Source organism: Arthrobacter sp. SO3, assembly GCF_020532825.1.
In the GTDB taxonomy this organism is placed as follows: Bacteria; Actinomycetota; Actinomycetes; order Actinomycetales; family Micrococcaceae; genus Arthrobacter.
This window is the reverse complement of record NZ_MQTS01000120.1, coordinates 3,515-16,295: the sequence shown is the minus strand read 5'-3', so window position 1 is coordinate 16,295 and position 12,781 is coordinate 3,515. Positions and strand designations below refer to the sequence as shown.

Here is a 12,781-nt window from a genome sequence, read left to right as displayed (position 1 = left end):
CCCCTACACCCCCTCCCACTCCCCCGTTGCCCTATCACTTGTGGTTGTCATCAGCGCTGATGACAACCACAAGTGATAGGGCAACCGGGGTGCGGGGTGTCCTAGGCTGGGGGCATGGCTCCCATTTATGCTTTCGCCGGCGACACCCCGGCTGTCCACGAATCCGCCTTCATCGCACCGAGCGCCTCGGTGATCGGCAAGGCCACGCTCGCCGAGAACTCCAGCGCCTTCTACGGCGTCTCCGTCCGGGCCGATACCGCCGCGATCACCGTCGGCGCCGGCACCAACCTGCAGGACAACGTGGTGCTGCACGCGGACCCGGGCTTTCCCTGCACCGTCGGTGCCCGGGTCAGCGTCGGCCACAGCGCCGTCGTGCACGGCTGCACGGTCGAGGACGACTGCCTGATCGGCATGAGCGCCACCATCCTCAACGGAGCGGTGATCGGCGCCGGCTCCCTCGTCGCCGCCGGCGCCGTCGTGCTGGAAGGAATGGTGGTCCCGCCGCGCTCACTGGTCGCCGGGGTGCCCGCCAAGGTCCGGCGCGAGCTGAGCGACGAGGAGTTCGCGGGCGTCCAGCAGAACGCGGCGCACTACCAGGACCTGGCCCGGGCCCACCGCGAACTGCACGCCTGAGCACCTAGTCCAGCGGGATCGGGCCCAGCTCGTCCAGCACATCGCCCGGGCCCGGGTTGCCGGCCGCCGATGACCCGCCCAGGTGGTTGACGACTCCCCAGACCGCGTTCAGCCCCGTGGTCACGGCGCCGTCGGCCCACCCCGCGGTGAAGGACACGTCGTCGCCGGCCAGGAAGATGCCGCGCTGGGCGTCCGGAAGCTTGTCCTGCTTGAAGTGGGTGAAAAGCCGCTGCTGGTAGCGGTAGTGTCCGGGCAGGTTGGCTTTGAAGGCGCCCATGAAGTTGGGGTCCGCCTCCCACGAGACGGTGATCGGCTGGCCGACGATGTGACTGGCGATGTCCACATGCGGGTAGATCTGCGCGAGCGAATGCAGCATCAGCTCAACCCGCTGGTCCGCGTCCAGGGCCAGCCATTTCAGCGCGTCGTCGTTCCAGGTGTAGGAGAGCAGGATCACTGCGGGCTGGTCTGGTCCGTTGTCCAGGAGGTAGGTGGCACGGTTCAGCCGGTCCGTCAGCGTCATGGACATGACCTCGCGGCCCGTCGCCGGATCGATGTCCTTCCAGAACGGCCGGTCGACCATCACGAAGGTCTTGGACGACTGCATGTAGTGCGAGCGTTCGATCGCGGTCCACAGTTCCGCCGGGAACAGGGTTTCTTCGGTGTGGATCCGGGTTGAGAGGAGCCACGACTGGCACGTGGTCACGACGGCGGGATAGGCGGCCTCGCGGCCCCACCGCTCCCGGATGCGGAAGTCGCCGCTGCCGTCCCGGGCGATCCGGTCCACGGCGCCGCGCGGGGCGCCGGCGTGCAGTGAGGCCAGTGACGTGCCCTCGGGCCAGTGGGCCATGCCCGACGGAGCGTGCTGCCAGAGCGCCTCCGGAAGCCGTTGCGCCCCGCCGGCAATGAACCGGTGTGCGTCGTCGGCGTCGGTGTAGACGACGCGCAGGATTTCGAGGATGGAGTTGGGGAAGTCCGTGTCCCAGCCGCCCGTGCCGAAGCCCACCTGTCCGAAGGCCTCGCGGTGGGCGAACCCGGCCTGCTTGAACGCGTCGCTGCCGGCGATGAAACCGTAGAAGGTCTGTTCATCGAGCAGGGGAAGCAGCGCGTTCCAGAGCTCCTTGATCCTGGCGGTGTCCCGGGCGCGGATGGCTTCCTGCATCTCGGCGAATTTGGCCCCGTCGTTGACGGCGGCCTTCCACGCCTCGGCGACTTCCCGGAAGAACGGCGGGAGGTCCGCCGGCGTGCGGGCGTAGTACTTCTCGCCGGCGAGCTCAATGACTGTGCTGGATGTGGCGGCTGCCAGCGGATTGGGGAACTCCTCGGTCGCCAGGCCGAGCAGCTCCACATAGTGGTAGAAGGCCCTGCCGGAGACGGGGAAGCGCATCCCGCCGAGGTCGGCGACGACGCCGGCGGCGGAGGGGAAGCTCGCGGTCCGCAGCCGGCCGCCGATCTGGTCCGCCTCGTAGATCACCGGGCGCAGGCCCAGCTTCATCAGCTCGTAGGCCGTTACCAGCCCGGAAAGTCCGGCGCCGACCACAGCCACTTCGGTCCCGTACAGCCCGGCCGGGATGGCGCCCAGGCCATCCGGGTGGGCCAAGTAATGGTCGTAGCTGAACGGGAAGTCCGGATTCAGCATGGTGATGGGCGCCTGGGCGCCGGTGCCCGGCGTCGTCGGCCCGGGAGCCGGGAGTTCTGTTGCGGTCGTCATGAGTGGTGTGCCTTCATCGGTTCGGGGGCGGATGCGGTGTCGGAGGGGGCTGCGCCGGATAGTTCACGGTATTCCTCGTTGCTGAGCGCCGCTACCCGGGAGTTCCTGCGGCCGTAGCCGAAGTAGACGGCCAGGCCCACCAGCATCCACAGTCCAAAGACCACCCATGTGTCGGCGCCCAGGTTGAGCATGAGGTAGCCGCACATGACGGCGCCGAGGATAGGCGTCAGCGGAAACAACGGAACGCGGAAGCTCCGCGTGAGCTCCGGCCGGTTGCGCCGCAGGTAGATGACCGCGATGTTGACCAGCGCGAAGGCGAAGAGCGTGCCGATGCTCGTGGCGTCGGCCAGCGCGCCGAGCGGGACAAGGCCGGCCGTGAGGGCGACGGCGGTGCCCACGATCAGGGTGCCGGCCACCGGGGTGCCGGTTCGGGGTGAGACGCGGCCGAAGATTTTGGGGACCATGCCGTCCCGGGCCATCGAGAGCAGGATGCGGGTCTGCCCGTAGAGGACCGTCAGCACGATGCTGGCGATGGCCAGCACGGCCCCGACGGCGAACACCAGCGCAATCCAGGGCTGGCCGGTCGTCTCTTCCAGGATTTTCACGAGGGCCGCCTCGGTGCCGTCGAACCAGCCCCAGGGCCGGGCGCCGATCGCTGCGACCGCGACGAGCACATAGATGGTGGTGACAATCAGCATCGAGAGCAGGATGGCCCGGGGCAGGTCGCGCTTGGGATTGCGGGCTTCCTCGCCGGCCGTGGAGGCCGCGTCGAAGCCAATGTAGGAGAAGAACACCCGGGAGGCGGCGGCGGAGACGCCGGCGGCGCCCATCGGCATCAGCGGCTCGAAGTGTGCGCCGTTGAAGGCGGTGAAGGCCACCGCGCAGAAGAACACCAGGATGCCGACCTTGACCAGCACAATGGCCGTGTTGATCCAGGCGCTTTCCCTGGCGCCGCGGACCAGCAGGGCCATGGCGAGGACCACGATCACGATCGCCGGCGCGTTGAGCATGCCGCCGTCGCCGGGTGGCTGCGAGATGGCGTCCGGGAGTTCCAGCCCGAAGACGGCAAGCGCCTCGTTGACGTACTGGCCGGCACCGACGGCGACGGCGGCCACGGAAACGGCGTATTCCAGCACGAGGCACCAGCCGCAGATCCAGGCCATGCCCTCTCCCATGGTCGCGTAGGTATAGGAATAGCTCGATCCTGCCGCGGGCACCAGCCCGGCCATTTCGGCGTACGAGATGGCGGAGAGCAGCGCGGCGAGTCCGGCGATCGCGAAGGAGATCCAGATGGCCGGGCCGGCCAGCGGCACGGATTCGCTCAGGATCACCAGGATGCCGGTTCCGAGCGTGGCGCCGACGCTGATCATCGTCAGGTGCAGCACGCCGAAACTGCGGACCAGCTTCGTGCCGCCGTGGCCGGTTTCGGCTTCGCTGACGAGCTGTCCGATCGGCTTGCGGCGGAGCAGTTGCGCGGTCAGTCCGGGACGGCCCGTGGTGGACGGTGGCCGTTCTCCAATAAGCGTTGGCGCAGTCATCGTTGACGTCCGTTCTTCAGTAGTGGTCTTTTCCCCGCGTCCAGCCTAGGCGTGTGAGCCAGCTCTCACGGTTGTGCAAAATGACCTATAGTCTTCAGTTATGAGACGTAATGCACTGAAGCCCGCCGTTCCCGTCACGTGTGGCAGCCTTGGCTGCTGACCACGGCGAGCGGCTGGGTTTCGTCACCCTGGCACAGTTCCTGCGCCAGCTGCCGCCGGAACTGTCCGTGCTTCACGACGGCGGCAACGGGGCGGAGCGGCTGCGCTGGGTGGAGCCGAGTGAACTGGAGGATCCGACCCCCTACCTGCTCGATGGCGAGTTCCTGCTCACCGCCGGCCTCCCGTTCCTGGGCGCGGGCGGCCGCGGGGAGTTCGTGAATGCCTATGTGCAGCGGCTGGTCGCGGCGCGGGTCTCGGCCCTGGGCTTCGGCCTGGAACCCTATTTCGACGAGGTGCCGGAAGCCGTGGTCCTGGCCTGCCGACGGCACAACCTCACGCTCGTGGCAGTCCCGAAGACCGTGCCCTTCGCCGCCGTCGGCCTGGCGTTCTCACAGCTGCTGGAATCGGACAACGCCACGACGTTCCGGCAGCTCGCGGACACCAACCGGCAGCTCATGCGCGCCGTGCTGTCGGCGCGGCCGGAACACGAACTCCTGGCCGCCCTCGTGCAGCGGGTTCCGGTCTGGGCGGTGCTCGTCGGTGCCGACGGGCGGCTGCGGGCCCGCGGCGCCGCCAGCGCCCCGGCTGCCCCCAGCGCCGCAAGTGCCGCGGGTGCCCAGGGTGGCCCCGGCGCCGCCAGCGCCCCGGGGGAACGCGCCACGCCCGGCGTGGAGCTGGCCACACTGCAGCCCCTGCTGGCGAGGCTGCTGTCCGGCAGCGGCCCCCGCGTGGAGATGGACTCGTTCGGCACGGCCGGTTCGGCGCTGGTCTTCGGGTATCCGCTGCGCAGCACCCGGGACGCCAACCTGGGCGCCCTGATCCTCGGCACCGACGCGCCGCTGACCCCGGCGCAGAACAGCGTCGTCTCCACCGCCGTCGGACTGCTGGAGCTGCTGGTGCGCCAGCGCACCAGCGGTTCACTGGCCCCCAGCCAGCTCGCCACCGCGCTGCTGCTGCATCCGGACAGCCTGGCGTCGGGAGGCACCCGCCATCTCAACGGGCTCAAGGACCTGCTGGCGCAGAGCGTCTCCACCACCCGGTCCGGGCCGCTGCGTGTGCTGCTGGGCCTCCGCCCGGAGGCCGGTCGAACGGACGGCCCGGCAGGCACTCCCGCCACGGGCCGCACTGCCCGCTCCGGCGAAAGTCCCGTCCGGGAGCTGTTGGAGTGGCGCCGGATGTTTGATACCAAACTGGTGGAGATCACCGACTACGGCTTTGCCGCGATTACCCGGCTGAAGGTCGACGACGCCCTGCTGGCCGGCGTCGAACGGCTCGGCTGGCGCCTCGTGATCGGGAGCTCCACGGAGCTCTCCGGGCTGGCGGAGGCCTACCGGCTCGCCTCGTCGCTTCGCAGCCGCGTGGGCACCACGGGGCACAGCGTCCGGGTGGATGAGGTGACATGGTCCGTGGCCGGACTGCTCGGCCAGGAGGCCGGCGCCATGCTGGCCGCCCGGCTGCTGGCCCCGGTGCTGGCCCTGGAACCGGAAAGGCGGGATGCCCTGCTCGGCATCCTTCGGGCCTGGCTCGGCGAGAACGGCAGCTGGGATGCCACGGCCAAGGCCACCGGATTGCACCGCAACAGCGTCCGCCGGCAGATCGGCATGCTCGCGGAGCTGCTGGAGCTGGATCTCAACCAGGCCCAGGCCCGGGCGGAGCTCTGGATTGCGCTGCAGTACACGGGCGGGCTGCCCGGGCAGCCGGCCCCGGCAGGCCAGGCTGCGGTCGCAGCCCAGCCGCCGGCGCAGCGGCCCGGTCAGTCGCCCGGTCAGTTGCCCGGTCAGTTGCCCGGTCAGTTGCCCCAGGAGCGGTAGACCTCCGGCCGGAGGTCGTCCAGATACGCTACCTCGGGCCCGGAGGTGTCCCGCGCGGGCAGCTCCGCGAACAGTAGTTCGGCCCCGGCGCCGGCGGCGGCCAGGAGCGAGCCGTCCGGCGCCGCAACCACGCTGCCGCCGAGGAAATCGCAGCCGTCCTCGGTTCCGGAGTGGTTGGCGTAGGCGAGTGTCACGTGGTTCTCCAGCGCGCGTGCCCTGACCAGCAGCTGCGGGACGGTATCAAAGCCCGTGGCGAGGGCGGTCGGGACGAGGAGCAGCTCGGCGCCGCGCACTGCGGCGGCCCGGACGGCCTCGGGGAACTCCACGTCGTAGCAGATCACCATCGAGGTCCTGATTCCATGGAAGTCCACGACGCCGGGACCGGCCGCGGCCGGGACGAACGCCTGGCGCTCGTCCGGGCCGAAGAGATGAACCTTGGCGTAGCTGAGCAGCTCCTCCCCGGCCTCATCGACGAGGGTGGCGGTGATCTGCCAGTCCCCCGCCGGGGTGGCGGCGGGCAGGCTGTAGACCAGCGCAATGCTGTTCCGGCGGGCGATCTCCGCCAGGGCCTGCCGGATGGCGGGCAGCGCTGCGGGGTCGAACTCCGCCCGCAGCCGCAGGGGCGCGTACCCCACCGGAAAGAGCTCGGGAGTCAGGAGCAGCCGGGCACCGGCAGCCGCAGCCTTGCGCGCGGCGGCCTCCACGGCAGCACAATTGGCGTCAACGTCCAGCACGGCGGCGTTCGCCTGCATCAGGGCCAGTAGCACCATTACCACCTCAGCATCCAGGGGACCGCCTTTGGCGGCGGACCCTCGCCCCTCCAGCGTAGCCACGCGGCGCCGTCGCCGTGCCGGTGCATTTCCGCCCGACGCCCGCGCCACCGGGGCGGATCGCCCCGGCCTCCCCTGACCGGCGCGGGCCGCAGCGGTCCGGATCGCCCCGGCATTCCCCGCCAGTGCGCCCGCGGACGTGCCGCGGGAGCGCCACCGGTCCTTCCGGACGACTTCCCCACCCACCTTGCGTTAACTTCTTGACTACAAGACAGGAATGCGGCACTCTTCATTGCATGCCCTCACCAACGCGCTCAACGAGGAGCCGAACGAAAAACCCCGGATCCCAATCCGCACTCCGGCATCTGAACCAGCAGCGGATCATTGAATGCCTGCTCGCCGGGCCCTCCACGCAGGCGGAACTCGCCCGGCAGACCGGCCTCTCCACGGCCACGGTTTCCAACATCGTCAAGATCATGCAGGACGCCGGGCTGGCCTCCACCGAACCGATCACCAGCTCCGGCCGGCGGGCCCTGAACGTCCGGCTCAACAGCAACGGTGCCGTCGCCGTGGGCATCGACTTCGGCCGCCGGCACCTGCGCGTCGTCCTGGCCTCACTGAGCTACCACGTGATCGCCGAGGAATCGGTCCTGCTCCCCCTGGGCCACCATGCCGAGGAGGGCATCAGCGCCGCCGTCGCACTGCTGGACCGGCTCCTGGCCAGCAGCGGCGTGGAACGCAGCGCCGTCGTCGGGGCCGGCGTCGGCATCCCAGGCCCCATCGACCGCCGCACGGGGACGGTGGCGCAGGGCGCCATCCTGCCCGAATGGGTGGGCATCAATATCCTGCAACGCCTCGAGGAAGCGCTGGATCTGCCGGTTTTCGTGGACAACGACGCCAACCTGGGCGCCCTGTCGGAGGTCACCTGGGGGCCGCACACCGGCATCAGCAACCTGATGTTCCTCAAGATCGGATCCGGCATCGGCGCGGGGCTGATCCTGAACGGGATGCCCTACTACGGCAACGTCGGAATCACCGGCGAAATCGGCCACGCGACCATCCATGAGCACGGGCTGGTCTGCCGCTGCGGGAACCGCGGCTGCCTGGAAACCATCGCCTCGACCACCACCATGATCGAACTCCTGGGCCGCGGCGAGGACAAGCCGCTGACCCCGGAGGACATCGTCCGCAAGGCCCTCGCCCGGGACTCCGCCACCCTGCGCGTGGTGGACGACGCCGGACTCGCCGTCGGCCGCGCGCTGGGCAATGTGGCCAACCTGATCAACCCCGAGGTGATCGTCGTCGGCGGGCCGCTGGCCGGGCTCGGGGAACTGTTGCTGGACCCGATCCGGCGGGGACTGGTCCGGCACGCGGTGCCCGTCATCGGCGAGACGACGACGCTCACAATGTCCTCCCTCGGAGACCGCGCCGAGGCCCTCGGAGCCACGGCCCTGGTGTTCCAGCACGCCGGAATCCGGCGGAATTAGGTTTTTCGTTATCGGGCCGTTGCGTTAAAGACTTGACGACAAGGCCGTGATCCAGTTTACTTTTTCATCAGACGGCCCTGCGGTTTGCAGGGGCGGACAACGAAGTCACGCATTGGAGGCGTAAGGGCAGATGACGTCCCTCAACACGCACAGCGATCCGATTATTCTCGAGATGCGCTCCATCACCAAAGAGTTTCCCGGCGTTAAAGCATTGGCCGAGGTGAACCTGCGGGTGAAGGCCGGTGAGATCCACGCCATTTGCGGTGAAAACGGCGCCGGCAAGTCCACCCTGATGAAGGTGCTCTCCGGGGTTTACCCTTACGGCAGCTACGACGGCGACATCGTCTACCAGAGCGAAGTCCAGCAGTTCAAGGACATCCGGGCCAGCGAGCACGCCGGCATCGTGATCATCCACCAGGAACTCGCGTTGATCCCCGAACTGTCCATCATGGAGAACATCTTCCTCGGCAACGAGCCCACCAAGCGCGGGGTGATCGACTGGGCCGAGGCGCGGACCCGCTCCACCGAACTGCTGGCCCGGGTGGGACTGCGGGAGGATCCGGAGACCCCGATCAAGGAAATCGGCGTCGGCAAGCAGCAGCTCGTCGAAATCGCCAAGGCCCTGAACAAGTCGGTGAAGCTGCTCATCCTCGACGAGCCCACGGCGGCCCTCAATGAATCCGATTCCCAGCACCTGCTGGACCTGATGCTCGGCCTGAAGGGCCGCGGCATCACCTCCATCATCATTTCCCACAAGCTGAACGAGATCGAGCAGATCGCGGACTCCATCACCATCATCCGTGACGGCAAGTCGATCGAGACGCTCGACGTCAAGGCCGACGGCGTCGACGAGGACCGCATCATCAAGGGCATGGTGGGCCGGACACTGGAATCCCGCTTCCCGGACCACGAGCCGACGATCGGCGAGGTCTTCTTCGAGGTCAAGAACTGGAACGTGGGCCACCCGCAGATCCAGGACCGCATGGTCTGCAAGAACTCCAACTTCTTCGTCCGCCGCGGCGAGATCGTCGGCTTCGCCGGCCTGATGGGCGCCGGACGCACCGAGCTGGCCCGTTCCGTCTTCGGCCGCTCCTACGGCCGGTTCCTCTCCGGGCAGATCTACATGAACGGCAAGGAGGTCGACCTCAAGAACGTCAAGCAGGCGATCGACGCCGGGCTGGGCTACGTCACCGAGGACCGCAAGTCCCTGGGGCTGAACCTGCTCGATGACATCAAGGCCACCACGGTCTCGGCAAACCTCAAAAAGGTCAGCAAGCACAACGTGATTGACGCCAACAAGGTCTTCACCGTCGCCGAGCAGTACCGCAAATCGCTGCGGACCAAGGCGCCGTCGGTGGAGGAGGGCGTCGCCAAACTTTCCGGCGGCAACCAGCAGAAGGTGGTACTGGCGAAGTGGATGTTCACCGACCCGGAACTGCTGATCCTGGACGAACCCACCCGCGGCATCGACGTCGGCGCCAAGTACGAGATCTACGGCATCATCCAGCAGCTCGCCAACCAGGGCAAGGGCGTCATCGTGATTTCCTCGGAGCTGCCTGAGCTGCTGGGCCTCTCGGACCGCATCTACACCATCTTCGAGGGGGCCATCACCGGCGTGCTCAACAAGGACGAAGCAAGTCAGGAAAACCTCATGAAGCTCATGACCTCCGCACGCAAGACCGCCTGACCCGCTGGGGCCAGCCGCACCGAAGACTCCGAACACTCCGAACACTCCGGAAACAAGGACTGAAACAATGAACGCGCTCAAGAAGCTCCTTGGCGGCAACACCCGCCAATTCGGCATGATCTTCGCCCTGGTGGCATTGATCATCTTCTTCCAGGTCGCCACCGGCGGAAACACCCTCACGCCCGGTAACGTCATCAACCTCTTCAACGGCAACTCCTACATTCTGATCCTCGCCATCGGCATGGTCCTGGTGATCATCGCCGGACACATCGACCTGTCCGTCGGCTCGGTCGCGGCATTCGTGGGCGTCAGCGTGGCCCTCATGATGCGCGACTGGGATATCCCCTGGTATCTGGGCATCCTCTTAGGGCTGCTGCTGGGCGTCCTGATCGGCGCGTGGCAGGGGTTCTGGACCGCGTATGTCGGTATCCCGGCGTTCATCGTCACGCTGGCCGGCATGCTGATCTTCCGCGGCGCCAACCAGTACGTGGGCAAGTCCAACACCATCCCGGTGCCCACCGAGTTCCAGAAGATCGGCTCCGGCTACCTGCCCGAAATCGGGCCAAGCACCGGGTACAACAACCTCACCGTGCTGCTGGGCCTGCTCGGAGTGGCCTTCGTGATCTTCAGCGAGATCCGCTCCCGCCGGAACGCCAAGGCCCTGGGCGCCGAGGTGCCCGAAGCCTGGGTCAGCATCACCAAGCTGGTCCTGGTCTGCGGCGCCATCCTCTACGCGACCTACCTGTTCGCCACCGGCCGGCCGGGCACGTCCTTCCCGATCCCGGGCCTCATCCTGGCTGCCCTCGTGATCATCTACGGCTTCATCTCCTCCAAGACCGTCATCGGCCGCCACATCTACGCCGTCGGCGGCAACCGGCACGCCGCCGAGCTCTCCGGCGTCCAGTCCAAGAAGGTCAACTTCCTGGTCATGATGAACATGTCCGTCCTGGCCGGACTCGCCGGCATGATCTTCGTGGGCCGTTCCACCGCTTCGGGCCCGTTCGACGGCGTCGGCTGGGAACTGGATGCCATCGCGGCCGTGTTCATCGGCGGCGCCGCCGTCACCGGCGGTGTCGGCACCGTGATCGGCTCGATCGTCGGCGGCCTGGTGATGGCCGTGCTGAACAACGGCCTGCAGCTCCTCGGCGTCGGCGCCGACCTCACCCAGATCATCAAGGGCCTCGTGCTCCTGATCGCCGTCGCGTTCGACGTCTACAACAAGACGCAGGGCAAGAAATCCATCATCGGCCTGATGTTCAAGAACTTCGGCCGCAGCAGCGAGCTGAAGGCCGACGAGACCACGTCCACCAAAGAGGTCATTTCCGAAGGCGCCTAGTTCGCCCCCCTGATCCGTTCCATCACGATTCTCCGCACACCATCTAAAGAAAGAGAACCAAGCAATGCGAATGATTGGTAAAGCAGGAAAGGCAGCAGCAATCGCTGCTATTGCGGCACTGGCGCTGACAGCCTGCGGCCGCAGCGACACTGGGGCCACCGGCGGTTCCTCCTCCGGCGGCGAAGCGTTCCCGAAGGACTCCCTGATCGGCGTCGCACTTCCCCAGAAGACGTCCGAAAACTGGGTCCAGGCGGAGACACTCTTCAACGACGGCCTCAAAAATGCCGGCTTCAAGCCGGATGTGCAGTTCGCCAACGGCGGCGTCTCGGAACAGCAGAACCAGATCAGTGCCATGATCACCAAGGGCGCCAAGGTCATCATCGTCGGCGCCATCGACGGCGCGCAGCTGGGCACCCAGCTCCAACAGGCCAAAGACGCGGGCGCCACGATCATCGCGTATGACCGGCTGCTCCTGAACACCGCCAACGTGGACTACTACGTGGCCTACGACAACTTCAAGGTCGGTGAACTCCAGGGCCAGGCGCTGCTGGAAGGCATGAAGGCCAAGAAGCCGTCCGGGCCGTACAACATCGAGCTCTTCGCCGGTTCCCCGGATGACGCCAACGCGAAGGTCTTCTTCAACGGTGCCATGAGCGTGCTGAAGCCGAAGATCGACGACGGCACCCTCAAGGTGCTCTCCGGCCAGACGACGTTCGAGCAGGCGGTTACCCAGGGCTGGAAGGCAGAAAACGCCCAGAAGCGCATGGACACCCTGCTCGCCGGGACCTACGGCAGCGCAACGCTCGACGGCGTGCTGTCCCCGAATGACACGCTGGCCCGCGCCATCATCACCTCGGTGAAGGCAGCCGGCAAGCCGATTCCGGTCGTCACGGGCCAGGACTCCGAAGTTGAGTCCGTGAAGTCCATCATGGCCGGTGAGCAGTACTCCACGATCAACAAGGACACCAGCAAGCTCGTGGAGCACGCGATCACCATGGTCAAGGACCTCCAGGCCGGCAAGAAGCCTGAAGTCAACGACGACAAGTCCTACAACAACACGGTCAAGGTGGTTCCCGCATACCTGCTGGAGCCCGTCATCGTGACGAAGGAAAACGTCAAGACGGCCTACGTCAACGATCCGGTACTCGGACCGCTGACGAAGTAATTCCTGTCTGAACAGCACCTCGAAGAGCCCCGGTTCCGCCTCCTGGCGGGCCGGGGCTTTTTGCTGCCGGGTGCCCGGGGCGCACCTTCACAGCGGATCCATAGCTTCGGATGGCGATCCGCACAGCGGCCCGTACCAGTGTGGTGTCAGCCGCCGGCCGTTCCGGCCGGCCTGAGATCCCTAGGAGTCACGTGAGCGTCCTTGCCCGGAGTATAGGCAACGCCTTCAGAAACAAGGTCCGAACAGCGGCCGTCGTGGCCGTATTGGCGGTTGCCATTGGCCTCGCCCTGGCCATGCTGGTGGCCAACCAGGCCGTCGCGGGCAAGGTCGCGGAACTGAACGCCTCGGTGGGCACCGTTCTGACCGTGAACCCGGCCGGCGGCCAGGGCTTCGAGGGCGGCGGCGAGCCGCTCACCGCCGAGCAGGCCGCGACAGCGGCCGCCGTCCCCAATGTGAGCACCGTCGTCGGCACCAAAGCCCTCCGGCT

9 protein-coding genes and 1 pseudogene are annotated in these 12,781 nt (G+C 67.3%); 7 read left to right on the top strand and 3 right to left on the bottom strand.

Annotation, left to right across the window (positions count from 1 at the left end; genetic code table 11):
- The first annotated feature begins 114 nt into the window (after positions 1-114).
- Positions 115-633: a gamma carbonic anhydrase family protein gene (locus BJQ90_RS12230; RefSeq protein ID WP_226760528.1), complete on the top strand. Its 519-nt coding sequence runs from the start codon at positions 115-117 to the stop codon at positions 631-633.
- A 4-nt stretch (positions 634-637) separates the two neighbouring features.
- On the opposite strand, the gene BJQ90_RS12225 is transcribed toward BJQ90_RS12230, so the two are convergent.
- The gene (locus BJQ90_RS12225) at positions 638-2,341 is read right to left on the bottom strand and encodes a flavin monoamine oxidase family protein (protein WP_226760527.1); all 1,704 of its coding nucleotides are present in this window, start codon (positions 2,339-2,341) and stop codon (positions 638-640) included.
- Entirely contained in the window at positions 2,338-3,879 is a 1,542-nt protein-coding gene (locus BJQ90_RS12220; RefSeq protein WP_226760526.1) for an amino acid permease, read from the bottom strand. The genes BJQ90_RS12225 and BJQ90_RS12220 overlap by 4 nt, the downstream gene beginning before the upstream one ends.
- Positions 3,880-4,019: 140 nt before the next feature.
- Between BJQ90_RS12220 and BJQ90_RS12215 the strand changes: the two genes are divergently transcribed.
- On the top strand, positions 4,020-5,849 hold the full coding sequence (locus tag BJQ90_RS12215; RefSeq protein WP_226760525.1) for a PucR family transcriptional regulator ligand-binding domain-containing protein: 1,830 nt from the start codon (positions 4,020-4,022) through the stop codon (positions 5,847-5,849).
- Here the strand turns inward: BJQ90_RS12215 and BJQ90_RS12210 are convergent.
- Positions 5,828-6,619: a nitrilase-related carbon-nitrogen hydrolase gene (locus tag BJQ90_RS12210; protein ID WP_226760524.1), complete on the bottom strand. Its 792-nt coding sequence runs from the start codon at positions 6,617-6,619 to the stop codon at positions 5,828-5,830. The genes BJQ90_RS12215 and BJQ90_RS12210 overlap by 22 nt on opposite strands.
- A 296-nt stretch (positions 6,620-6,915) precedes the next feature.
- On the opposite strand from BJQ90_RS12210, the gene BJQ90_RS12205 reads away from it, so the two are divergent.
- The 5 genes and pseudogenes from BJQ90_RS12205 to BJQ90_RS12185 form a co-directional block, all read left to right on the top strand.
- The gene (locus BJQ90_RS12205; protein WP_226760523.1) at positions 6,916-8,106 is read left to right on the top strand and encodes an ROK family transcriptional regulator; all 1,191 of its coding nucleotides are present in this window, start codon (positions 6,916-6,918) and stop codon (positions 8,104-8,106) included.
- 130 nt (positions 8,107-8,236) lie between these two features.
- A complete protein-coding gene (gene mmsA / locus BJQ90_RS12200; protein WP_226760522.1) occupies positions 8,237-9,793 on the top strand; it encodes a multiple monosaccharide ABC transporter ATP-binding protein in 1,557 nt (518 codons plus the stop codon).
- Between the two features lie 67 nt (positions 9,794-9,860).
- The gene (mmsB, locus tag BJQ90_RS12195; RefSeq protein ID WP_226760521.1) at positions 9,861-11,129 is read left to right on the top strand and encodes a multiple monosaccharide ABC transporter permease; all 1,269 of its coding nucleotides are present in this window, start codon (positions 9,861-9,863) and stop codon (positions 11,127-11,129) included.
- 64 nt (positions 11,130-11,193) lie between these two features.
- Positions 11,194-12,294 (top strand): sugar-binding protein, encoded by a 1,101-nt coding sequence (locus BJQ90_RS12190; RefSeq protein ID WP_226760520.1) that lies wholly within the window; start codon positions 11,194-11,196, stop codon positions 12,292-12,294.
- A 191-nt stretch (positions 12,295-12,485) separates the two neighbouring features.
- Positions 12,486-12,781 (top strand): annotated as a pseudogene (locus BJQ90_RS12185) (ABC transporter permease); the annotation flags it as partial.